General features: G+C 69.1%; 18 protein-coding genes. 10 read left to right on the plus strand and 8 right to left on the minus strand.

Going from position 1 to position 22,765, the window contains the following annotated elements; genetic code table 11:
* Positions 1–42 precede the first annotated feature (42 nt).
* The 3 genes from ACZ7KI_RS15370 to ACZ7KI_RS15380 all read left to right on the plus strand — a co-directional run bounded on the left by ACZ7KI_RS15370 (position 43) and on the right by ACZ7KI_RS15380 (position 3,685).
* Positions 43–858 carry a hypothetical protein gene (locus ACZ7KI_RS15370; RefSeq protein ID WP_470273758.1) on the plus strand — a complete coding sequence of 272 codons (816 nt, stop codon included), beginning with the start codon at positions 43–45 and terminating at the stop codon, positions 856–858.
* 182 nt (positions 859–1,040) lie between these two features.
* Entirely contained in the window at positions 1,041–2,300 is a 1,260-nt protein-coding gene (locus tag ACZ7KI_RS15375) for an HNH endonuclease signature motif containing protein (RefSeq protein ID WP_470273759.1), read from the plus strand.
* A gap of 686 nt (positions 2,301–2,986) precedes the next feature.
* Positions 2,987–3,685 (plus strand): PP2C family protein-serine/threonine phosphatase, encoded by a 699-nt coding sequence (locus ACZ7KI_RS15380; RefSeq protein WP_470273760.1) that lies wholly within the window; start codon positions 2,987–2,989, stop codon positions 3,683–3,685.
* Between the two features lie 9 nt (positions 3,686–3,694).
* Here ACZ7KI_RS15380 and ACZ7KI_RS15385 read toward each other — a convergent pair whose 3' ends face one another.
* The 3 genes from ACZ7KI_RS15385 to ACZ7KI_RS15395 all read right to left on the minus strand — a co-directional run bounded on the left by ACZ7KI_RS15385 (position 3,695) and on the right by ACZ7KI_RS15395 (position 6,183).
* Positions 3,695–4,159 carry a DUF2127 domain-containing protein gene (locus tag ACZ7KI_RS15385; protein ID WP_470273761.1) on the minus strand — a complete coding sequence of 155 codons (465 nt, stop codon included), beginning with the start codon at positions 4,157–4,159 and terminating at the stop codon, positions 3,695–3,697.
* 74 nt (positions 4,160–4,233) lie between these two features.
* Positions 4,234–5,691 (minus strand): amidohydrolase, encoded by a 1,458-nt coding sequence (locus ACZ7KI_RS15390; protein ID WP_470273762.1) that lies wholly within the window; start codon positions 5,689–5,691, stop codon positions 4,234–4,236.
* A 39-nt stretch (positions 5,692–5,730) separates the two neighbouring features.
* Positions 5,731–6,183, minus strand: coding sequence for a MarR family winged helix-turn-helix transcriptional regulator (locus ACZ7KI_RS15395; RefSeq protein WP_470273763.1), 453 nt, complete (start codon positions 6,181–6,183; stop codon positions 5,731–5,733).
* Between the two features lie 142 nt (positions 6,184–6,325).
* Here ACZ7KI_RS15395 and ACZ7KI_RS15400 point away from each other — a divergent pair, with 142 nt between their 5' ends.
* The 3 genes from ACZ7KI_RS15400 (at position 6,326) to ACZ7KI_RS15410 (ending at position 10,357) form a co-directional block, all read left to right on the plus strand.
* Positions 6,326–7,507: an MFS transporter gene (locus ACZ7KI_RS15400; protein ID WP_470273764.1), complete on the plus strand. Its 1,182-nt coding sequence runs from the start codon at positions 6,326–6,328 to the stop codon at positions 7,505–7,507.
* Between the two features lie 30 nt (positions 7,508–7,537).
* A complete protein-coding gene (locus ACZ7KI_RS15405; protein WP_470273765.1) occupies positions 7,538–8,371 on the plus strand; it encodes an aldo/keto reductase in 834 nt (277 codons plus the stop codon).
* Positions 8,372–8,509: 138 nt separating this feature from the next.
* Positions 8,510–10,357 (plus strand): M48 family metalloprotease, encoded by a 1,848-nt coding sequence (locus ACZ7KI_RS15410; protein WP_470273766.1) that lies wholly within the window; start codon positions 8,510–8,512, stop codon positions 10,355–10,357.
* Here ACZ7KI_RS15410 and ACZ7KI_RS15415 read toward each other — a convergent pair.
* Positions 10,354–11,184, minus strand: coding sequence for an SAM-dependent methyltransferase (locus tag ACZ7KI_RS15415; RefSeq protein WP_470273870.1), 831 nt, complete (start codon positions 11,182–11,184; stop codon positions 10,354–10,356). The genes ACZ7KI_RS15410 and ACZ7KI_RS15415 overlap by 4 nt on opposite strands.
* Positions 11,185–11,347: 163 nt before the next feature.
* On the minus strand, positions 11,348–12,445 hold the full coding sequence (locus tag ACZ7KI_RS15420; RefSeq protein ID WP_470273767.1) for a sialidase family protein: 1,098 nt from the start codon (positions 12,443–12,445) through the stop codon (positions 11,348–11,350).
* A gap of 144 nt (positions 12,446–12,589) precedes the next feature.
* On the opposite strand from ACZ7KI_RS15420, the gene ACZ7KI_RS15425 reads away from it, so the two are divergent.
* Entirely contained in the window at positions 12,590–13,903 is a 1,314-nt protein-coding gene (locus ACZ7KI_RS15425; protein ID WP_470273768.1) for a serine/threonine-protein kinase, read from the plus strand.
* 49 nt (positions 13,904–13,952) lie between these two features.
* Positions 13,953–14,339 (plus strand): hypothetical protein, encoded by a 387-nt coding sequence (locus ACZ7KI_RS15430; protein ID WP_470273769.1) that lies wholly within the window; start codon positions 13,953–13,955, stop codon positions 14,337–14,339.
* Here the strand turns inward: ACZ7KI_RS15430 and ACZ7KI_RS15435 are convergent.
* Together ACZ7KI_RS15435 and ACZ7KI_RS15440 are read right to left on the minus strand one after the other, a co-directional pair.
* Positions 14,332–14,520, minus strand: coding sequence for a hypothetical protein (locus ACZ7KI_RS15435; protein ID WP_470273770.1), 189 nt, complete (start codon positions 14,518–14,520; stop codon positions 14,332–14,334). The two genes, ACZ7KI_RS15430 and ACZ7KI_RS15435, sit on opposite strands and share 8 nt — an antisense overlap.
* Positions 14,521–14,596: 76 nt before the next feature.
* Positions 14,597–15,139 (minus strand): type 1 glutamine amidotransferase domain-containing protein, encoded by a 543-nt coding sequence (locus ACZ7KI_RS15440; protein ID WP_470273771.1) that lies wholly within the window; start codon positions 15,137–15,139, stop codon positions 14,597–14,599.
* Between the two features lie 98 nt (positions 15,140–15,237).
* Here ACZ7KI_RS15440 and ACZ7KI_RS15445 point away from each other — a divergent pair, with 98 nt between their 5' ends.
* The gene (locus ACZ7KI_RS15445; protein WP_470273772.1) at positions 15,238–16,245 is read left to right on the plus strand and encodes a DNA topoisomerase IB; all 1,008 of its coding nucleotides are present in this window, start codon (positions 15,238–15,240) and stop codon (positions 16,243–16,245) included.
* On the opposite strand, the gene ACZ7KI_RS15450 is transcribed toward ACZ7KI_RS15445, so the two are convergent.
* The gene (locus ACZ7KI_RS15450; RefSeq protein ID WP_470273773.1) at positions 16,228–17,817 is read right to left on the minus strand and encodes a SpoIIE family protein phosphatase; all 1,590 of its coding nucleotides are present in this window, start codon (positions 17,815–17,817) and stop codon (positions 16,228–16,230) included. The two genes, ACZ7KI_RS15445 and ACZ7KI_RS15450, sit on opposite strands and share 18 nt — an antisense overlap.
* Before the next feature lie 184 nt (positions 17,818–18,001).
* Here ACZ7KI_RS15450 and ACZ7KI_RS15455 point away from each other — a divergent pair, with 184 nt between their 5' ends.
* Entirely contained in the window at positions 18,002–22,645 is a 4,644-nt protein-coding gene (locus tag ACZ7KI_RS15455; RefSeq protein WP_470273774.1) for a HAMP domain-containing protein, read from the plus strand.
* Positions 22,646–22,765: the final 120 nt, after the last annotated feature.

Below are 22,765 nucleotides of genomic sequence, written 5' to 3' on the forward strand. Positions count from 1 at the left end.
AATGCGTCGACAGATGTCGGGGCGCACGGGAACCTGGACGGCGTGAATCGGCCGTACCGCTGGGATCTCGTGCGCCCCGACCAGCTCGGGACGCTACTGGAACGCGCCGGAAAACCGTCGCTGTGGTTCCTGGACGAACTGATCGAATGCGCCGCGAAGGTGATCGCCCGCGCCGGTGACGCGGAGTTGTACTTCGTCGGGCGTTCGGCGGACAGTGTGCACGACCTGCTGAGCGGAACCCCGTGGCGGGAACGAATTCACCAGCTTCCGTTGTCGCTCGACGGAACCTGTCTCGCGGAGTCCGATATGGACAGTCTCCGCACCTATCTCACTTCGGCGGGCCTCAGCCCGTACGATCTCGCCCGCGGCAGGCCGAAGGTGTTCGTCGACCTCGTCTACACCGGAGGCACGTTCACCGGCCTCTACCGGTTGCTGCGCGAGTGGATCGAGGACGAGCGCGAGGCCTGGAGCATCATCCGCGGGCGACTGCGTTTCCTCGGCATCACCATTCGCGAAGACACGACGCCATCGGCGTTCCGCTGGCAACAGACCTTCGACTGGCCCACCGAACTGCCCGCGACCGCCGTCCGGAACATCTCGCTGGACTGGCCGGTCTGGAACTACTTCGGGAACGTGCAGCCGAAACTCACGGCGTCGTTCCCCCGGCCCCGCTGGTCGGACGAGAACGGGAGCGCGCCCGAGCATTCCGGAAAGCGGCTCCAGGGCCTGGCCGAGGCGGTGGCGATCGTCGAAGCGGGCCGCTCGAAGTTCACTCGGGAGCTGCTGGTGCGGCACCTGCGGCGCGAACCGGCGATGGCGGAGAGCTGGCTGCGGACGCTGATCACGCGGCTGCGGTAGGGGCTCGCGCTGGGATGCTCACGCGATTGGGCGTAGGGCGTCGCATTTAGTCGGCTAAATGCGGAATTCCGCACGGTAGCCGTGCTTACCTGGCGATATCACCCTTCAGTGGTCAATGCGGCCGTTTCATTGTCACTTAAAATTACGAACACACGTTCGATCAGATTTGGTATTATCGAGAGGTGTCCGAGACCTTCCTTCCTGAACTGCCGCAGGAGTTGTGGCGCGCTGGCAAGTTGGAGCTTGGCCATGGCGTGCAGCAGTCCCTGCAAGTGATCCGGGTGGCTTCCGCCGCGCTGGGGCGGTTTCTGGCGGAGATCGAGTCTCGCGGCCCGAAAGACTTGTACGGCTATGGTTCCACGGTGTCGTGGTTCGCCGATGTCGCGGGATTGACCCGTGGCGAGGCGGGTCCGATCGTGCGCCGCGCGATCGCGTTGAACCCGACCCGCGCACTCGATGGCACCGAGATCCCGGCGTTCGCGCCCGCCACTGCCGCGGCTGCGGCTGATGGTGCGATCGGAGAACACCGCATCGATCAGATCCTGGAGTTCCTGAAGAAGATCCCGGCGGAGGTGGCTGCGGAGGATCGGGAGTGCGCGGAAAAGATCCTCGCCGACCTCGCTCGCGAGGCCGGGCCGAGACAGCTCAGACAGGCCGAAGAAAACCTGCTGGCCTGGCTCGACCCCGACGGCAACGAACCCAAGGACCCCGAACCCGCCCAGCCCGTACGGGAAGTCACGCTGGAACGCCGCAAAGACGGCTTCTGGAAACTGACCGGGCTTCTGGATGACGAATTGGGTGCCCGCACCGCCGCTGTTCTCGATGCCTACGCGAAACCGCGACCCGTGGACGAGTTCGGCCAAGCGGATCCGCGCACGAAACCGGAGCGCCAGGGTGACGCCTTCGCGGAGATCCTGGACCTGGCGATCGCGTGCCCGGACCAGCCCGGCACCTCTGGCTACCGGACGCTGCTCCACGTCACCATCGGCCTTGACGAGCTGAAGTCCGGGATCGGCACAGCGTGCCTGGACTTCGTCGGGGAAATGACCGCCCGCGAAGCACGACTCGCCGCCTGCGACTGCTTGATGCTGCCGGTAGTGCTGAGCGCCGCCGGTGAACCCCTCGACATGGGACGGCTACGACGATTCGTCACCCCAGGCCAACGCCGAGCACTCAACATCCGCGACCGAGGCTGCGCCTTCCCCGGCTGCCACCGGCAGCCGAAACACTGCCACGCCCACCATATTGATCACTGGGCCGACGGCGGACCCACCGATCTACGAAACCTGACCCTGCTGTGCGGTTTCCACCACCGGCTGATCCACCACGGCGACTGGCAAGTCCGGATGGCCCCCGACGGACTCCCGGAGTTCACACCACCCCAGTATCTGGATCCGTTGCGAAGACCCCGGCGCAACACCCTCCACCGCGCCACCGCTTAACCCCGCGACACCCGAGGAGCCCGCCAGCCACACCGGCGACGGGCCCCTCGGCATGCCCACAATTCGCTCTGGAGAGAGAGCCGAAGCCGTGAAGGCCACCTTCCCTACCTTGAGGGCCAGGATCCCGGCAAAGTCGCGATCTTGCAGTTCAGGCGGCTATTCCTGCGCTGTCACGGGGTCGCGCGCACCGGTGGCGAAGCTTGATCAACGGAAGATCGGGGACACTCAACGTCCCCGATCTTCCGTTGATCAAGGGCGAGCCAAGGTAGGGCAGGCCTGGTGCCCTGGGGGCCGGTTCGGTGTTGCGAAAGCCACTTCCGCAACCTTCAACGTTACGAAAGAGGCTTCGCAACACCTGACTGAGGACTCGAGGGCGGCTGGCCACCTCTTGTGGTGTGAGCGGGAAACCGGGAGCCGGGCATGCCCCAAGGAGCCCACCAGCCCAGCCACATGGGCGATCCACAGACCAGCGACCGAGGCCGCGGCCCGAAAGAACGTACAAACCCACCTGACGACTAGCCGGCGCCCTGGGCAAGCCGACCCGATCGCACCACGCTCGCCTTACCCTCCTCGAACCAAGCGGCCGACACTCACCAGCCTTTCGACAGCGAACCCTCAGCCGGCACACAGGAACCGAGCGGATTCTGGAACTGGGGAAAGAATCACCCGGCGGTGAGGAGAAGGCCATGAGGGAGCTTCCACACTGGCACACGGCAAGCGCGCAAGGGCCGCGCGCGCACAACGCGGACGCCGTCGGCGCGTACGCGGCCGCGGACGGTACGGGGATCGTGTTCGCGCTGGCCGACGGTGTCGGGGATCACCCGAACGCGGCATACGCGGCGCGGACGGCGGTCTCGGCGGCGACCCGGACGCGTGCCGGGCAGGGCGCGGTCGCGGCTGTTCTGGCTGCTCAGCGCGCTGTGCTCGGGTTCGGCGGGACAGGTGACTGCGTCCTCGTCGTGGCCGTCCGGACCGACGAGGGGTATGGCATCGCGTGGGTCGGGGACGCACGGGCGTACGCTTGGGACGGTTACAGCGTGCGGCAGGTGACAAAGGACCATACGCTCGCGCAGTACTTCCGCGACCACGAACAACCCGTGACACCGCGGATGGAACACGTCGTCACCACCAGCGTCCGCACCGCCGGTGATCACGAGATCGGCACCGCGACCGTCACCACCGGCGGGCTTCTGCTCACCAGCGACGGCGTGCACAAGACGCTCAGCGGGCCGACCATGCTCGACATCCTCGCGATGCCGGACAGGGCGGCCACGGAGCTGGTGCGGACGGCGATCTCACTCGGTGGCTCCGACAACGCCACCGCGATCGTGGTGGATCCGCCGGGTGCGGATCGCACCACCGAGAAATTTCGCGTCGCGGCCTGAACCGGGCGGTCAGGCCGCGACGCGATCCCGTTTGAGCTGCCGGTACTCGCGCAGCACCAGCACGACGATCACGACGTCGAGCGCGGCGAAGAACGGCAGCGCGAGTGAGTGCGTGTGGATCGCGCGGAAGACCTCGTAGACCACGAACGCCGAGAGCACCACGGCGGCGACGGGGTAGGCCCGCACCACCTTGCGCCCCAGCGCCCAGACCAGGCCGAGCTTGATGAGCCCGTGCGCGACGAGGTACACGACGGCGAACGTGCGCCCTTCGACGAAGTGGCCGGCGGCGAGTTCGAGGTGCCGGGCCAGTGTCCCCTCGGGGTCGCCGAGCAGATCGCGGGTGACCACGGCGTGCGCGAAACCGGTGATGACCGACGCCGGGACGATCATCAGGACGAGTCCGCCGACCAGCTGCAGAGCGCCGTCCAGTCCCTTCAGGGCGATGGCGAGCCGGAACAGCTTCTCGGTGGTCATGGGCGCTCCTTCCGCGATCACCTCACCCTGCCGCACCCGGCCACGGTGCGCAGCCGCCGTCACCGGAACAGGGGTCACGACACGAAGGTGACCCTGCCGTTCATCACGGTGGCGGTGACGGGGATGCCGCGGAGCCCGGCGGGCGAGAGCTTCACCGGGTCCACGGCGGTGATGACCAGATCCGCGACGTCCCCGACAGCCACACCCGTCCTGCCGCCGGACGCCGCCGCGAGCGCGGCATCCAGTGGCATGGCCTGTTCGGGATGCCACGGCGGACGGTCGTCGTCGGTGCGGCTGACCGCGGACGCGATCGCGTCCCACGGGTCCAGCGGCGCGACCGGGGCGTCCGAGCCGAACTCCAGCTTCACCCCGGCGCGGTGCAAGGCGCCGTAGGGGAAAGCCCGGTCGGTCCAGCCGTGCCAGTGCCGGTCGGCGACGTCGCGGTCGTCGGGCTGATGGGCGGGTTGCACACTCGCGACGATGCCCAGTTCGGCGAAGCGCGCGACGTCCTCGGCACGCAGCAGTTGAGCGTGTTCGATGCGGCCCGCGCAGCCGATGTGCGCGAAGGCGTCGAGCGCGATCTTGTTGGCGTGGTCGCCGATCGCGTGCACCGCGGGCGAGAGGCCGTGCTCGGAAGCCTTGCGCATCAACGGTTCCAGCTCTTCAGGCGGCAGCTCCAGCAGCCCGTGGGACTCGGTTCCGGCGTAATGCCCCACGCAGTAGGCGGTGCGCGTGTTCAGCGAGCCGTCGACGAACAGCTTGAACGGACCGACCGTCAGCAGCCCTCCGGTGTCTTCGAGAACGTCGCCGGTGCGGTGGCCGCGTTCGACGGCGGTGTCGAGCAGGTACTTCGCGATCACGCAGGAAACCCGGACCGGCAAGGGTTTCCGTGCCTGCCGTCGCCGCCAAGCGGTGACGGTGTCGGTGTACTCGTAGTCGACGATCTTGGTGATCCCGCGCGCGGCCGCCGCGGCGAGCGCGTCGGCGACCCAGCCGTCGATGACGTCGTCCGGGGCGATCGGGAGGTCGGCCGTCGCGCTCATGCAGTCGTTCTCCAGCAGCACGCCGGTCGGATGCTCGCGGCCGATGAGCTTCAGTGCGGCCGGGCTGAGCCACAGCGTGTGGAGGTCGGCGCCGAACAGAGCGACGGGATGCCCGGGGAGCGCCTTCTGGAGCAGGTCTTTGTGCGGCGCGTCGGGCCAGAGGCCGTCGCGGAACCCGGCGCCGAGGACGAGTTCGCCGGGCGGCGCGGGATTCGCCAGCAGATGGGCGAGCACGAGCTCGACCGCGTGCGCGGCGGAGGTCGCCTCCCCCAACGGGATCCGGCGGCGCGCGGCGGACCACTGCGCGGTGTGCACATGCGCGTCGACGAGGCCGGGCAGCAGCGTGCCGCCGTGCCCGTCGAGGATTTCCGACGCTTCACCCGCGTGCCCCGGGCCCTCGATGGCCGCGATCCGGCCGCCCTTGATCAGCACGTCCGACAGGGAACCCGCCAGGCCGACCCGGACCCGGCGCAACAGAAGATCGTCCACGCCTTCACCCTGCCAGCCCGCCTCGCGATTCGGCAGGGGTCAGGAGCGGGCGAAGGTGAGCTTTCCGAGGGCGGCCACCAAAGGCGCGAGTTCGGGAAGTTCCTCCGCGGCCGCGAGGGCCTTGGTGAGGACGGCGTCGTGCGTCGGGCGCGCGGCCGCGAGCAGTTCCTTCCCCGTCGTCGTGACCTCGGTGTAGATCCCCCGCCGGTCGGTCGGGCACAGGTACCGCTGCAGCAGCCCCCGGTCCTCCAGCCGCGAGACCAGCCGCGTCGTCGCCGACTGGCTGAGCACGACGGCGTTCGACAGCTGGTTCATCCGCAGGTGGAAACCGTCCTGCCGGGCGAGCACGTCCAGCACGGTGTACTCGCTGACGGACAGCTCGTGCTTCCGCGCCAGCGCGCGTTCCAGCGCGTCCTCGATCCGCGCGTGCAGTGCGGCGAGGGTCCGCCAGCCCTGCGCGCGTGCCTCCACGGCGTCGTCGGCCAGTGACACGGTTCACCTCTTCCCCGGTTGCCCGAGCTTCGTTGCGTCATGCACCATCAAGCGTGTGCAATATACGGCGTGTGCAACTATTTCAGACGCTCGTAGTTGCTTACGCCAACTACCGCCACTCTACGGGAAGAAGTGACCTCTCATGCCTGCCGCTCTGCTCGCATTGGCGATCAGTGCCTTCGGTATCGGCACCACCGAGTTCGTGATCATGGGCCTGTTGCCCGAGGTCGCGGGCGACTTCGGCGTCTCGATCCCCTCCGCGGGGCTCTTGATCTCCGGCTACGCGCTCGGCGTCGTGGTCGGCGCCCCGGTGTTGACGGCGCTCGCGTCGCGGGTGCCGCGCAAGACGGTGCTGGTCGGCCTGATGCTCCTGTTCATCGCCGGCAACGTCGTGTCCGCGCTGGCTCCGGCCTACGGCCTGCTGATGACCGGCCGCGTGGTCGCCGCGCTCGCGCACGGCGCGTTCTTCGGCGTCGGCTCGGTGGTCGCCGCCTCGCTGGTCGCGCCGAACAAACAGGCAGGCGCCATCGCGATGATGTTCACCGGGCTCACCGTCGCGAACGTCCTCGGTGTTCCCGCCGGGACCGCGCTCGGGCAGGCGTTCGGCTGGCGCTCGACGTTCTGGGCGGTGAGCGTCCTCGGCGTGCTCGGCCTGATCGGGATCCTCGCGCTGGTTCCGGCGCAGGCGACGACGCGGTCCGCGGGCCTGCGCAGTGAACTCGCCGTGTTCCGGCGGCCGCAGGTGTGGCTCGCGCTGGCGATGACCGCGCTCGGCTTCGCCGGGGTGTTCGCCTCCTTCACCTACATCGCCCCGATGATGACCGAGGTCGCCGGTTTCTCCTCCGGCGCGGTGACCTGGCTGCTCGTCCTCTTCGGCGGTGGCCTGTTCGTCGGCAACCTGCTCGGCGGCAAGGCCGCGGACCGCTCGCTGATGCCCAGCCTGTACGTCATCCTCGCCGCGCTCGCGGCCGTGCTGATCGTGTTCGTCTTCACCGCGCACGCTCAACTTCCCGCCGCGATCACCATCGCGGTCTTCGGCGCCGCCGGTTTCGCGACCGTCGCGCCACTGCAGGCCCGCGTGATGAACAAGGCCGAAGGTGCCCCCGCGCTGGCGTCGGCCGCCAACATCGCCGCGTTCAACCTCGGCAACGCCGGGGGCGCGTGGCTCGGCGGCAAGGCCATCGACGCCGGTCTCGGCTACACCGCGCCCAACTGGATCGGCGCCGCCCTCGCGCTCGCCGGACTGCTGGTCGCGGTGATCTCAGGCATGCTCGATCACGGGCGGCGGAAGGCTCGTCGCGCCGAACCGGCCCCCGTCGCCTGATCCGTCAAGTATCCATCGAAAGGAAAGCAAGTGACCGACATTCCCACCGTCAAGCTCAACAACGGGGTGGAGATGCCGCAGCTCGGGTTCGGCGTCTTCCAGGTCCCGGACGACGAGACCACCGCGGCGGTCAAGACCGCGCTGGACGCCGGATACCGCAGCATCGACACCGCCAAGATCTACGGCAACGAAGCAGGCGTCGGCAAGGCGCTCGCCGAGTCCGGGATCGCCCGCGACGACCTGTTCGTCACCACCAAGCTGTGGAACAGCGAGCAGGGCTACGACACCACGCTGAAGGCGTTCGACGCCAGCATGGCCAAACTGGGCCTGGAGCGGCTCGACCTCTACCTCATCCACTGGCCGACACCGGAGCGCGATCTCTTCCTCGACACGTGGAAGGCCTTCGAAAAGCTCTACGCGGACGGCCGGGTGCGCGCGATCGGCGTGTCCAACTTCCAGCCCGCCCACCTGGAACGCCTCCTCGACAGCGGTTCGGTCGTCCCGGCGGTGAACCAGGTCGAGGTGCACCCGTACCTGCAGCAGTCCGAGGTGCGCGAGTTCGACGCGAAGCACGGCATCGCGACCGAGGCGTGGAGCCCGCTGGCCAAGGGCGGTGACCTGCTCGGCGAAGCCGCGGTGAAGGCGCTGGCGGACAAGCACGGCCGCACGCCCGCCCAGATCGTCCTGCGGTGGCACCTGCAGCTGGGCAACGTCGTGATCCCGAAATCCGTGACACCGTCGCGGATCAAGGAGAACCTCGACGTCTTCGGGTTCACCCTGTCGGATGACGACATCGCGTCGCTGGCCCCGCTGGACCGCGGTGAGCGGACGGGCCCGGATCCCGACACCTTCAACGTCGCCTAAGGCCTCGTAGCTCTTCGTTTTCGTACGAGCCCTCTGTGTAGCCGGTTACTATTCGGCCGCACAGAGGGCTCTTGTGCGAAAAGAGGTAACCGGACGATGCAGGCCCGAGGACGAGCCGTCCTCGCGACACTTCTGCTCGTGGCGTTCCCATTGGGAGTCGTCGCGGTGGGTGTCGCCAGTGTGCTGGCGGGCCTGCGGATCCAAGGCAGGATCGGTACCTACGTCATGCTCGCCGGGCTCGCGATGATGATCGCGCTCGGCTTCGGGCTGGTGAGCGCGTTGCGGGCGCGGCGCCCCCCGATCGAGGGACCGCGGCTGGACCGTGATGCCCATCCCGCGTTGTGGCGGATGATCGACGACCTCGCCGCGCAGGTGAAGACGCGGCCGCCGGACGAGATCGTGCTGATCGGCGAGATCAACGCGGCGGTCACCGAGGACGCCCGGTTCCTCGGGCTGCGGCCGGGCCGTCGCACGATGCTGATCGGGCTGCCGTTGCTGGCCGCGATGAGCGTGAGCGAACTCCGGTCGGTGCTCGCGCACGAACTCGGCCATTACAGCGGCGGCCACACCCGGTTGCTGGCGCTCACCTATCGCGGCACCCAGACACTGGCGTTCACCGTCGACAGGCTCGACGGCGGCCCGGCCAGGGCCTTGCTTTCGGCGTATTCGAAGCTGTACCTGCTCATCGCGCGGTCGGCGAACCGGCGGCAGGAACTGCAGGCAGACGAGGCATCCGTACTCGCGGCGGGAAGCCGGACGGCGGCCGCGGCGCTGCGGAAGGTCGCGACACTGAGCCCGCTCTGGGACGACTACCTCGAGCGCTACGTCTCGCTCGGCGCGCGGGCTCGACGGACCCCCGCGGTACTGCTGGGCTTCCGCTCGTACCTCAACCACCCGGTCCAGCGGGACTGGGTGACCGAGTACGCCGACGACATCCTCGACGGCGAAGAGCTGTCGAAGTTCGACAGCCACCCGCCCACGAAACGGCGGATCGCCGCGCTGGCCGGGGTGCCGGACAATCCCGTGAAACCGGACGCGCGGCCGGGCTGGTCGCTGCTGGGCGCGCCGAAGGTCGACGTCCCCGAGGCGGAACTTTCCGTGCTGATCCGCGACGTCGGGCCGCGGGCGGACTGGGACGAGGTCGTCAAACGCGCCGGCCGGGCGTCGGTGGCGGAGGGCGCGAAACTGCTGACCGCGGCCGGGATCGAGAGCAGGCTGGCGCCGCGCGGCACGGTCGGCGAAGTCGTGCGGGTGCTGCGTGACGGTGACGCCGACGCGCTCGCCAAACCGCTCCGGGCCCCGTCCCGCGAAGAGGGCCGCGAACTGCTGACCGGGTTGTTCGCCGACACCGTCACCGCCGCGATGATCGACAACGGCGTCGCGGCGCACCGGCTGAACTGGGGCGGCGGCTGGGAACTGTGCCTCGGCGACGGCGAGCCGTTCGACGTCGCCGAACTGGTCGGCCCGGCCGTGGCGAGCCCACGCGCGGTCGACGAACTGGTCCGCAACCTGCAACTGCTGAACGTGCCGGCCGGCTACTTCTGCAAGCAGGAACCCGAACGGGAGCCGGATCCCGCCGAGGCCCGGATGCTCGGGATGTTCACCGCGCTCAAGGCGAAGCGGAAGCTCTACGACCTGATCGTCTGCGACACCGAGGTGATCCTGCTGCCGATGGCGCGTTCGGTGCTGCTCCGCCGGAGCGTCGCCGGACTGATCGGGGCGCGCGGGGTCTCCGACCGCAAGCGGATCCGGCGCCTGCGGGACCGCGGACTCGACGATCTGCGCGCCGAACCGGGCGCGCGGCGGATCCCGTTCACCGACATCGTCGCGGGCGGTTTCCCCCGCCGGAAGCTCACCGCCTACCTGACGATGGAACTGTCCGACGGCGAGACGCTGGAACTGGCGATCACCGGCAACACCGAGGACTTCGGGACCGCGCACGACGCGCTGAAGGCGTACTTCCGGTCGCTGAAGACCGACCGTTAAGCCTTGTAGCCGACGCCACCGAGACTGAGATAGTTCAAGTCGCTCAGCGGCGCCAGGCGCGGCCCTTCCGGCCACCATTCGTGCAGGTGGACCACGCCGGGCTCGAGGATCTCCAGCCCGTCGAAGAGCGATTCGATCTCCTTGCGACCGCGGTGCACCGTGCGATACCCGGTTTCGGCCATGAGGTCGTCGATCTTCCACGCGAGCGCGCCACGGGGACCGTCGCCGGGGGTGAAGTCGTGGGTGATCAGCACGTACGAGCCCGGTGCGATCGCGTCGACGTAGGCGCGCACGATCTCCTGTGCCTTGCCGAGGTCTTCGACGTGATGCAGCACCGAGTTCAGGATCACCGCGACCGGCCGGTCGAATTCGAGGTGCTCGGCGACCACCGGATCGGCGAGGGTCTGCGCGGGATCGGTCAGATCCGCGCCGCTGACGTGGACGAGGTGGTCCTCCAGCAGGGCCAGCCCGTGCGCCTGGACGACCGGGTCGTGGTCGACGTAGACGACCAGCGCGTCGGGGTTGTACCGCTGCGCCGACTGATGCGTGTTCTCCGCCGTGGGCAGCCCGGAGCCCAGATCGAGGAACTGGTCGATCCCGCGGGCGCCAGCGAGGAACCGGACCACCCGGTTCGCCCAGGACCGGAACTCCTTGGCCATGGCGGCGGAATCGGGGGCGAACGCGAGCAGATCCGCGACGGCCTGCCTGTCGACCTCGTAGTGGTCGTGTCCGCCGAGAAGAGCGTCCTTCATCCGGGCGAGATTGGGCTTGCTGTAGTCGAGAGGCAGAGGCCGCCTCGGCACAGACCGGACCTCGTCCGAAGTCATGGACACGTTCCACCCTTCAGCCGCGCACGGGGCGTGTGAACACGTCCCACGGCTCCCCTCGACATCGACGGACAGTACTCAGATTACGACATGGCGTGTGGGCGTGTGAACTCCCCAAGGGCCTTGCCTACCTGCGGTGATCACTCAGGCCGGCGGGGTCGCGTCAAGCGAAGGCGACTTCACTCCAGGTGACGCCGCCGTCGGTGGTGCGGTAGAGGGCCGATCCGCCATCGGCGTCGGGCAGGCCGTCGACCACCACCCCGACGCGCTCGTCGGGGAAGTCCAGGTCGTTGAGGCACACCCCGCGCCCGCTGAGCACCGTCGTCGTCCAGGTGGCGCCGCCGTCGGAGGTGCTGTGCAGGAATCCGGTGCCGCCGCCCTCCGCCGCGACGGTCGCCGCCGAGGGCGACGCGGCGCTGAAGCTCTGGTTGATCCCGAGCGTGGGCGCTTGCGCCGTCCCGGTGAACGTCCCGCCGAGCTTCGGCGCCCGCCACAACCGCCGGACGGTCGCACCCGGATGCGGCGTGCCCGGTCCCCCGCTGCACAGCGCCAGCACCTGGCCCCGCCGGATTCCGCTCAACGAAGCCGAACCGTCCGGCGGGCACGGCGGCGGCGCGCTCGCGAAGGTGAGGCCGTCGGCGGACGTCCAGTACTTCTGGACGCGGTAATCCGCGCCCATGGAGACCTGCACGCCACCGCTCACGGCGACGTCGCCGTAGGTCGCGGAACCGGTGACGGTGAACCCGGGGACCGGTGAAAGGACCCGGGTACCGGCGAGACCGGCGTACAGCGTCGTCGTCGACGGGCTGCCGAAACCGGTGACCATCGCGAACACCCGCGGCCCTGATTCGGTGATTTTCGAAATATAGAAGGGCTCTCGGACTCCAGTGAGCCGGACGCGGGCCCACTTGACGCCGCCGTCGCGGCTGGCGAGCAGCTGGGTGCCGTCGGAGAGGAAGAGGTCACGGTCGCCGATCACCGCGAGTTTGACCTGGTTGTGGTTGTCCGGCAACGAGATCGGCGGTGCACCGACCTGTCGCCACCGCTCCCCGCCGTCGGTCGTCGACAGCAGCGACGCGCACCATCCCGGCTTCCCGCAGGGCGAAAACCCAAGGACGAAGCCGTGTCCCGGTCCGGTCCAGCTCGTCGACGCGGGAGCGAAACCCTTGGGTACCAACGAATCGGCGGAGGCGGCCGGGGCGAGGATGGCCAGTGCGGACAGTGCGGTGGCGGCGAGCGCGGCCCACCGGTTCGGCTTCATGACCACGAGACGTCCGGCCCTCGCCGGGGTTGCCCGCCATTCGAAGTGAACCCATTGTTCACCTCCGGTACGCTCGCAAGCCTTGTTTCGCCCGGCGCCGGACCGGGTATACGTCGTTCGGCCGGTGAGACGGAGGTAGCACCGATGGATGACGCGGGTGCGCGCACTGGTGGTGAGGAAGACGAAGACCTCGACGCCGGGACCACGCAACGCCGCTTCAGCCTGAACGTCCACGACCCGGACCATCTGCCGCACCGGCTCGCCCGCCGGTACGAGGTGGGCGAGCTGCTCGGTCGTGGAGCGACAGCGAGGGTGTTCCGCGCCTACGACCTGCTCGAAGGGCGCGAGGTCGCGCTGAAGCTGTTCCACGCCGACACCATGACCCGCGACCAGCGCCGCCGTGACCAGGAGATCCAGACCCTCAGCGCGGTTCGCCATCCCGGGCTCGTCCCGCTGTACGACGCGGGTTCCGACGACGGCTACAGCTATCTCACGATGCGGCTGGTCGAAGGGCCGAACCTGGCCCAGCGCCTGCGGTCCGGCCCACTCTCCCAGGCCGCGGTCGTCGACCTGGCCGCGCGGCTGGCGGACGCGCTCGCGCACGTCCACGCGCACGGCATCACCCACCGCGATCTCAAACCAGCGAACATCCTGATGGCCGACGACGGCCCGCTGATCGGCGACTTCGGCGTCGCGCACGCCTTCGACGCGACCAGGGTGACCGAGACCGGCGGCGTCGTCGGCACGGCGGCGTACATGGCACCCGAACAGGTCCGTGGCGAGAAGGTCGGCCCGCCCGCCGACGTCTACGCGTTCGGGCTGGTCCTGCTGGAATGCCTGTCCGGCGAACGCGAGTACACCGGGACACCGGTCGAGGCCGCGGTCGGACGGCTGCACCGGCAGCCGAGGATCCCCGCCGGGCTGTCCACCACGATGACCACCCTGCTGCGCGGGATGACCGCGCGGAAGCCGTCGCAGCGGCCGACCGCGGCGGCGATCGCGCGGATCCTGCTCGAGGACTCCACCGGGACGGCGGTCGCCCTCCCGGCGCCCGTCGGACGCAAACGAGCGGCCGTGGTCGCCGCCATCAGCGCGCCCGCCGCCGCGATCACCATCGGGGTACTGCTGGCGGTCAACCACACGGGAGCGACTCCGTCCGCGCCGTCCGCAGGGATGGTCCCGCCCGCGACGACCGGGGCCTCCGGTCCGGTGCCGAGTGGGATCCCGCCGTCCACGGAGGTCGTCGAGGTGCCCGCACACGGGACGAAAGCCTCCGGCGGCACCGTCGTGGTGACCGACGAGGTGCCGGTGACCACGAATCCGCCTGCCACCGGTGAAACCGCCGGTGCCACCCCGACAGCGGACAGCCCGACCTCGTCCAAGGCCGGGCCCAGCACCCCGGACAGACCGAGCAAGACGAAGACGAAGACCAGGACGACCACCCCCGACCCCGGCTGAGCGACCGCCCGACCGGGATGTCCACTGTGGACGATGATGGGAGACGGCGATGACCTACATCAACGACCCGCGTGAGCCGCAGGAGGAGATCGTCGAGCAGACGCCTGCCCGAATCCGCGTCGTACGCGTCGTCAACGCCATCGTCCACGCGGTGTGCTGGATCTTCGCGCTGGTGCTGCTCGTGCACATCCTGCTCGTGTTCGGCGAGGCCAATCCCGGCAACGGGTTCGCACAACTCATCGACGGCTGGTCCCGCGGGGTCTCCCTCGGCCTGCGCAACCTGTTCACCCCGGACGGCGCCAAACTGCGCACCCTGCTCAACGACGGTCTCGCCGCCCTGCTGTGGCTGATCATCGGCGGCGTGGTGACCGATCTGGTCTCGCGGATCGGCCTGCCGGGCCCGAAGCGCGTCTGGTACCGGCGGACCCTCAGCTGAGGGAGCCCGGTTCCCCCTGCGGAACGTCACCGGCCTGGGCCTGCTCGGACTGGGCGTCGGTGACGTTCGCGGCGGCGGAAGTCTCCATCGGCCGCTGGATGGATTTCTCCTGGCCTGGCTCCGGGGCGGTGTCGAAATGCTCACGGCACCAACGGCCGTAGCGTCTGGCATGCACGGTCATCGCGGCACCTCCTTTTCTGCCACCAGGGTCCTCCAGCGAAGTCACGGGCGCCAGTCCATTACGTGGCGCCCGAGGGTCATTTCCCGAATTCCGTCACGATCGCGGCGCAGAAGGCGGGCAGGTCATCGGGGTTCCGGCTGGAGATCAGGCCGTTGTCGTTGACGACCTCCTGGTCGACGACGGTGCCGCCGGCGTTGCGGATGTCGGTGCGCACACTGGGGTAGGAAGTGAGCGTGCGGCCGCGGACGACGTCGGCCTCGACCAGCGTCCACGGTCCGTGGCAGATAACGCCGACCGGTTTGCCGCTGTTCACGAAATCGCGGACGAACCGGACCGCGTTCTCGTCGGCACGCAGATTGTCCGGATTCATCGTGCCGCCGGGGAGGACGAGCGCGTCGAAGTCGTCGACCGAGACGTCCTTGACGACCCGGTCCACGGTGAATTTGTCCGCCTTGTCGATGTCGCCGTTCATGGCCTGGATCTCGCCGGATTCCAGCGAGACGACCTCGGCCGTGGCCCCCGCGTCGGTGACCGCTTTCCGCGGTTCGACCAGTTCGACCTGTTCCACGCCGTCCGCGGCCAGGATGGCCACGCGGCGTCCGTTCAGCGATGTCGCCATGGGTTCCCTCCTTGGGTCGTCTTCGCCCCCGGACTACCCCGCGTCGGCCGCGCCGAACCATGGGCATGGATCACGGTCACACCGGGTATTCGCCGCCCATGCGACTTCGGCGAGCGGACCTCGGGTCCCCCGGCATCCGGAGGCGGCGCAGAGGTCGCGGCTTCGGCTACCTGACCACTGAGGGCGAGCCGCTGAAGGACAAGGACACGATCGAGCGAATCAACGCGCTCGCGATTCCGCCCGCGTGGCGGCGTGTGTGGATCTCCCCGCGCGAGAACGACCACATCCAGGCCGTCGGGGTGGACGACGCCGGACGGCGCCAGTACCTCTATCACCCCGAGTGGCGGCGGGCACGGGACGAGCAGAAACACGAACGCGTCCTCGCACTGGCCCGGAAACTCCCCCGGCTCCGCGAAGCCGTCCAGGAGGATCTCGATGCCCGGGGTCTCACGCGCGAACGCGTCCTCGCCGGGGCTCTGCGCATGATCGACCTCGGCGTGTTCCGGACCGGCGGCGAGAGCTACGCCGACGAGCACGGCACGCACGGGGTGGCGACGCTGCTGTGCGAACACGTCGAACTGGCCGGTGAATGCCTGGTCTGCGACTACCCGGCGAAGCACGGGATCCAGCGGAAGGTGCGGTTGCGCGACGAAAGCCTCGTGCGGCTGGTCCGCTCGCTCCGGCGGGCTCGCGGCGGCGACGTCCGCCTGCTCGCCTACCGCGACGGTGCGGACTGGCATGAGGTGAAGGCCGACGACATCAACGAACGGCTCAAGGAACTCGTGGGCGAAGACTTCACCGCGAAGGACCTGCGGACCTGGAACGCCACCGTGCTCGCCGCTTCGGCCTTCGCGGACAAGGAGAAGCCCTCCAGTGAACGAGGACTGAAACGCGTCGAGAAGGCCGTGATGACGGAGGTCGCCGAGGGGCTCGGCAACACGCCCACCGTCGCACGGCAGTCCTATGTGGACCCTCGGGTGATCGAGGCGTACGAAAAGGACCGGACCATCGAGCGCGCGGTACGGCGGGCCGCGAAGGTTTCCGATCCGAACGAGGCGCGGACGATCGTCGAACGCGCGGTGGTGCGGCTACTCGGCGGATCGTGAGGGCGGCGCGGTGGCCTCGATGGCGAGGACGGCGATGTCGTCGTGCGTCCCGCTGCCGAGCCACTCCCGCACCGCGGAACGCACCCGGCGGACCACTTCGCGGCCGGACAGTCCCCGGCAGCCGATCAGCAGATCACGCAGCCGTTCGTCCCCGAACAGGTCCGACGGCCGCTCGTGGTGGCGGGCCTCGGTGATCCCGTCGGTGTAAAGCAGGCAGACGTCGCCCTCGGCCAGCCGGATGGTCGTCTCGGCGAACCGGGCCTGCGGGGAGATCCCGACCAGGGTGCCGGGCAGGGTGATCTCGTCGACCCCGCCGCGGCGGCGCACCACCAGCGGCGCGGGATGCCCGCCTGAGGCAAGGGTGAGGGCGGGGCCGTCGTCGCCTGCCAGCACCGAACCGAGCACCAGCGTCGCGAACCGGCCGCTGCCGCCGCTGATCAGCAGGGCGTTGAGCAGGCTCAGCAGCGTGGTGCCGTCCTGTTCGACGAGGTTGAGCGCGGCGATGGTCTGCCGGACCCGGCCGGTGAGCGCGGCCGCCTCGGCGCCCTTGCCGCAAACGTCGCCGAGGACGAACGTCGCGCCGCCGTCCTCACGCGGCAGGACGTCGTAGAAGTCGCCGCCGACGTCGAGCAGCCCGCCCGAGGGCTCGTACCAGACGTCGAACTTGACGCCGGGGACCTCCGGCGGCGGCGTCGGGCGCAGCGTGGTCTCCAGACCGCGGGTGGCCTCTTCCTGCCGGGCGTAGCGGTGCGCGTTCGCCAGTGCGGTCCCGGCCGCGCGGGCGAATTCGGTCACCGCGCGAGGGTGGTCGTCGCCGAACGCGGGAGTGCCGCGCCTGGCGAGCACGACCGCGCCGGTGACCCCGGCGCCGCCATCGAGCCCCAGTGAGACCACCGTCACCGACGGATGGACGGCGAGCCGCTCCGCCACGATCGCGGGCAGCGTCGCGACCTCGTCCTCCGGGACGGTCTTGACCTCGGGTTCGTCGGTGGAGGCGAAGGTCCCCGCGAGTACCGGCGCCAGCTGGGCCGGGACACGGCGGATGCGGCCGTGCCCGTGGGTGGAGCGGCGGTCGCAGCTCCACCATTCCCACCGGCCGCGGGTGGTCGGCAGCAGGACGAACACACAGTCGGCGAGTTCGGCGGCGGCGACCTCGGCGATCACCTTCGCCGTCCCGTGCCGTCCCCGCGCGGAGGCCAGCCGGGGCGCGGAGGCGGCGAGGAAGCCGTCCACCCGAGGGCCGTCGGCGGCGACCTCGGAGGTCACCGTCCACGCGTGCCAGCCGCCGGGCAGCGTCCGGATCCGCGCGGGGAACCGGCGGCCGGTGTGCTCGACGTGGCCGACCTCGGGCCCCTCGGCGGTCAGCACCGGTCGGCCGCCGCCGAACAGTTCACGGGCGGCGGGATTCGACCAGCGCAGCGCGCCGTCGACGTCCTGCACGAGCACGGCGTCACGCACGTCTTCGAGCAGCTCGCGCCAGAACCTCCCGGATTCGGGCAGCGCGCCTTCACTCGCACCTGCCGACGGCTCCGAGGGGAGCGACGTCGAGGCCGGGGCCGGCCGTGACACCATTCCCGGACCTCCTCCTGCCTGGCGGGTAGCGCAGCGTGAGCGGGCGGACTGGCTCGAAGTGTAGGTCGAATCATGGCACGCTGATGCGACGACCATGGCTTGGCATGCGTGGTGGAGAGGGTCGACACAGATGACACAGCACTCCCAAAGGCACCGGACCCCCGTGGAAGGTGGTGGCGGCCAGGTGGATGAAGCGACCCTGGAACGCCTGCTCTCGGCGGCCCGTGACCTCGGGGACGGCAACTTCCGGCGGCGGTTCGTGGCGCACGGCGACGGGCTCGCCGCCCAGCTCGCGGGCGCTTTCAACGACATCGCCGAACGCAACCAGCTGCTGGTGGCCGAACTCCTGCGCGTCCGCGAGGCGGTCGGCAAGGAAGGCAGGCTGACCGAGCGCGTCGCGGCCGAGATCGGTCCCGGCGGCTGGGCGACCGCGGTCGACGTGGTGAACGGGCTGATCGAGGACGTGAGCAGGCCCACTGCCGAGCTCAACCGGGTGCTCGGCGCGGTCGCCGAGGGTGATCTGTCCGAGACGATGCCGCTGGAGGTCGGCGGGCGGCCGCTGCAAGGTCAGTTCTTCGAGGTCGCCAAAACGCTCAACGGCCTGATCAAGCAGCTTTCCCGCTTCGCGACCGAAGTCACCAGGGTGGCCCGTGAGATCGCCACGGAAGGCCGTCTCGGCGGACAGGCCGAAGTTCCCGGCGTGTCGGGCACCTGGCGTGATCTGACCGACAACGTCAACGTCATGGCCAGCAACCTGACCGACCAGGTCCGCAACATCGCCCAGGTCACCACCGCGGTGGCGCGGGGTGACCTGACCCAGAAGATCAACGTCGACGCGCGCGGCGAGATCCTGGAGCTCAAGAACACCGTCAACATCATGGTCGACCAGCTGTCGTCCTTCGCCGACGAAGTCACCCGCGTCTCCCGCGAGGTCGGCAGCGAAGGCCGTCTCGGCGGTCAGGCGCAGGTCCCCGGCGCGGCGGGCACGTGGCGTGACCTCACCGACTCGGTGAACCTGATGGCGGACAACCTGACCGACCAGGTCCGCAACATCGCCCAGGTGGCCACCGCGGTGGCGAAGGGCGACCTGTCGCAGAAGATCAACGTCGACGCCAAGGGCGAGATCCTCGAACTCAAGAACACCCTGAACACCATGGTCGACCAGCTGTCCTCGTTCGCAGACGAGGTCACCCGGGTCGCCCGCGAGGTCGGCAGCGAAGGCCGTCTCGGCGGACAGGCCGAGGTCCCCGGCGTGGCGGGTACTTGGCGCGGGCTCACCGACTCGGTGAACCAGATGGCGGACAACCTGACCGACCAGGTCCGCAACATCGCCCAGGTCACCACGGCGGTGGCGAAGGGCGACCTGACCCAGAAGATCACGGTCGACGCGCGCGGCGAGATCCTCGAATTGAAGACGACCGTCAACACGATGGTCGACCAGCTCTCGTCGTTCGCCGACGAGGTCACGCGAGTGGCGCGCGAGGTCGGCACGGAAGGTCAGCTCGGCGGGCAGGCGCAGGTGCCCGGCGTGGCCGGGACGTGGCGCGACCTCACCGGGTCCGTCAACTTCATGGCGAACAACCTCACCGCGCAGGTCCGCAACATCGCCCAGGTGGCGACGGCGGTGGCGAAGGGCGACCTGTCGCAGAAGATCGCCGTCGACGCCAAGGGCGAGATCCTCGAACTCAAGAACACCCTGAACACCATGGTGGATCAGCTGTCCTCGTTCGCAGACGAGGTCACCCGGGTCGCGCGCGAGGTCGGCAGTGACGGTCGGCTCGGTGGCCAGGCGCAGGTGCCCGGCGTGGCCGGGACGTGGAAGGACCTGACCGACAACGTCAACTTCATGGCGAAGAACCTGACCGACCAGGTCCGGAACATCGCCCAGGTCACCACCGCCGTCGCGAAGGGCGACCTGACGCAGAAGATCATCGTCGACGCGCGCGGCGAGATCCTCGAACTCAAGAACACCGTCAACACGATGGTCGACCAGCTCTCGGCGTTCGCCGACGAAGTCACCCGCGTCTCCCGCGAGGTAGGTACGGAAGGCAAGCTCGGCGGCCAGGCGCAGGTGCGCGGCGTCGCGGGGACCTGGAAGGACCTCACCGACAACGTCAACGTCATGGCCGACAACCTCACCGACCAGGTGCGGAGCATCGCCACGGTGACGACGGCGGTGGCGAACGGCGACCTGTCGAAGAAGATCTCGATCGACGCGCAGGGCGAGGTCGCCGTGCTCGCCGAGACGATCAACAGCATGGTCGAGACGCTGCGCGCGTTCGCCGACGAGGTCACCCGGGTCGCCCGCGAGGTCGGTACCGAAGGCATCCTCGGTGGACAGGCCCGGGTGCCGAACGTGGCGGGCACGTGGAAGGCGTTGACGGACAACGTGAACGTCATGGCCGACAACCTGACCGGCCAGGTCCGCAGCATCGCGACCGTGACCACCGCGGTGGCGCAGGGCGATCTGTCGAAGAAGATCGACATCGACGCCCGCGGCGAGATCCTCGAACTCAAGACGACCATCAACACGATGGTCGACCAGCTGTCGTCCTTCGCCTCCGAAGTCACCCGGGTCGCGCGCGAAGTCGGCACGGACGGCACGCTCGGCGGTCAGGCGGAGGTGCCCGGCGTCGCCGGCACGTGGTCGCGGCTGACCGAGAGCGTGAACCAGCTGGCCGGGAACCTGACCACCCAGGTGCGGGCGATCGCCCAGGTGGCCACCGCGGTGACCGCGGGTGATCTGACCCGCCACATCACCGTCGACGCGTCCGGGGAGGTGGCCGAACTCAAGGACAACATCAACCAGATGATCGCGAACCTGAAGGAGACCACCCGCGCCAACCGCGAACAGGATTGGCTCAAGACCAACCTCGCCCGGCTGTCCGCGCTCATGCAGGGGCACCGCGATCTCGCGTCCGTGGCGTCGCTGATCCTGTCCGAGCTGACCCCGCTGGTCTCCGCGCAGCAGGGCGCGTTCTTCCTCGCCCGCGAAGACGAGCAGGAGGAAACCGTCCTGGAGAGCATCGCCACCTACGGGCTGGCGAAGTCACAGGCCGGCCTGCGGTTCTCCCCCGGCGAGTCGCTCATCGGACAGGCCGCGGTCGACCGCCGCACGATACTGGTCCACGAGGCCCCGCCGGAGTACGCGCTGATCTCGTCCGGCCTGGGTTCGGCCGCCCCGGTCAACGTGATCGTGCTGCCGGTGCTGTTCCAGGGCGAGGTGCTCGGAGTGCTGGAACTGGCGACGATCAACGCCTTCAGCACCGTCCACATCGATCTGCTGGAGCAGCTGAAGGAGACCATCGCGGTCAACGTCAGCACCATCCAGTCCAACTCGCGCACCGAGGCGCTGCTGACCGAATCCCAGCGCCTGGCACAGGAACTGCGCGCACGGTCCGAGCAGTTGCAGGCGCAGCAACGGGAACTGCGCCGGTCCAACACGGATCTGGCGGAGAAGGCGGCACTGCTGGCACAGCAGAACCGCGACATCGAGGTCAAGAACAGCGAGATCGAGCAGGCACGCCAGGAACTCGAAGAGCGCGCCGGGCAGCTGACCATGGCGTCGCAGTACAAATCCGAGTTCATGGCGAACATGTCGCACGAGCTGCGGACCCCGCTCAACAGCGCGCTGATCCTGGCGAAACTGCTTTCGGAGAACCCGGACGGGAACCTGACGGAGAAACAGGTCCAGTTCGCGCGCACGATCTACTCGGCGGGCAGCGACCTGCAGCAGCTGATCAACGACATCCTCGACATGGCCAAGGTCGAGGCCGGTCACCTGGACCTGCAGATGTCCGACGTCACGCTGCCCGAACTGGTCGAGTACGTCGAATCGATCTGCCGTCCGCTCACCTCGGACAAGGGCCTGGAGTTCGCCGTCCTGATCGACCCGCCGGTGCCGTCGTCGATCCACACCGACGAACACCGCCTGCAGCAGGTGCTGCGGAACCTGCTGTCCAACGCGGCGAAGTTCACCGACGAGGGCGGCGTACGCCTGCATATCCGGATGGCCGACCAGGGCGAGGTCGAAGCCGACTCGCTCCGCCAAGCCCCCGGCGTCCTGGCGTTCGCCGTCGAAGACACCGGGATCGGCATCGCGCCGGACAAACTCGCGATCATCTTCGACGCGTTCCGCCAGGCCGACGGCACCACCAGCCGCAAATACGGCGGCACCGGGCTGGGCCTGTCGATCAGCCAGCAGCTGACGGAACTGCTCGGCGGCGAACTCCGCGTCCGCAGCGAGCCGGGCAAGGGCAGTACGTTCACCCTGTACCTGCCGGTGAGCGCGTCGAACCTGGTCGTCCCGACCACGCAGGCGAGCGGTGTCCCGCTGATCATGGCCGTCCCGCAGGTGGCCCCGGCGAAGCCGTCACTGCGGTTCCACGGCGAGAAGATCCTGATCGTCGACGACGACCTGCGCAACGTCTTCGCGCTGGCCGCTGTGCTGGAACGCAACGGGCTGGAGGTCATCTACGCCGAGACCGGCGTCGCGGGCATCCGGGCGCTGGAACGGCACGAGGACACCGCCCTCGTCCTGATGGACGTGATGATGCCCGAACTGGACGGCAACGCCACGATCACCGCCATCCGCGCCGAAGCCGCACACGAGGACCTGCCTGTGATTGCTGTCACAGCAAAGGCGACCGCGGAGGACAAGGCGCGGACGTTGGCTTCGGGAGCGGACGACTACGTGACCAAGCCTGTCGACACCGACAGGCTGCTGGACCTGATCGCGGCCCACCTGGAGGCGGACGCGGCCTCCAGCGGCCTCTCACAGGCCGCTGTGACCGCCTCTGAGGACGTCCCGAAGTCCGACACGGACTGAAGTCACGGCCGTGGAGGGCTCCCCTGGGGGATCCAAGTCCCCCCCAGAGGCCTTCCCGTCCTACCTAGGGAACAAAGAAACCCCACGCCCAGAGTCTCTGGGTTTGGGGGTCTCGCTTTT

The sequence above is a fragment of the Amycolatopsis sp. NPDC039088 genome (assembly GCF_055598845.1).

What these genes read in the sequence shown, in the direction of transcription:
- ACZ7KI_RS15415 (WP_470273870.1), bottom strand. Translation starts at nt 11,184, where the DNA reads ATGACTTCGGACGAGGTCCGGTCTGTGCCGAGGCGGCCTCTGCCTCTC.
- ACZ7KI_RS15430 (WP_470273769.1), top strand. Translation starts at nt 13,953, where the DNA reads ATGACCTACATCAACGACCCGCGTGAGCCGCAGGAGGAGATCGTCGAG.
- ACZ7KI_RS15450 (WP_470273773.1), bottom strand. Translation starts at nt 17,817, where the DNA reads ATGGTGTCACGGCCGGCCCCGGCCTCGACGTCGCTCCCCTCGGAGCCG.
- ACZ7KI_RS15400 (WP_470273764.1), top strand. Translation starts at nt 6,326, where the DNA reads ATGCCTGCCGCTCTGCTCGCATTGGCGATCAGTGCCTTCGGTATCGGC.
- ACZ7KI_RS15385 (WP_470273761.1), bottom strand. Translation starts at nt 4,159, where the DNA reads ATGACCACCGAGAAGCTGTTCCGGCTCGCCATCGCCCTGAAGGGACTG.
- ACZ7KI_RS15425 (WP_470273768.1), top strand. Translation starts at nt 12,590, where the DNA reads ATGGATGACGCGGGTGCGCGCACTGGTGGTGAGGAAGACGAAGACCTC.
- ACZ7KI_RS15380 (WP_470273760.1), top strand. Translation starts at nt 2,987, where the DNA reads ATGAGGGAGCTTCCACACTGGCACACGGCAAGCGCGCAAGGGCCGCGC.
- ACZ7KI_RS15420 (WP_470273767.1), bottom strand. Translation starts at nt 12,445, where the DNA reads ATGAAGCCGAACCGGTGGGCCGCGCTCGCCGCCACCGCACTGTCCGCA.
- ACZ7KI_RS15435 (WP_470273770.1), bottom strand. Translation starts at nt 14,520, where the DNA reads ATGACCGTGCATGCCAGACGCTACGGCCGTTGGTGCCGTGAGCATTTC.
- ACZ7KI_RS15445 (WP_470273772.1), top strand. Translation starts at nt 15,238, where the DNA reads ATGCGACTTCGGCGAGCGGACCTCGGGTCCCCCGGCATCCGGAGGCGG.
- ACZ7KI_RS15440 (WP_470273771.1), bottom strand. Translation starts at nt 15,139, where the DNA reads ATGGCGACATCGCTGAACGGACGCCGCGTGGCCATCCTGGCCGCGGAC.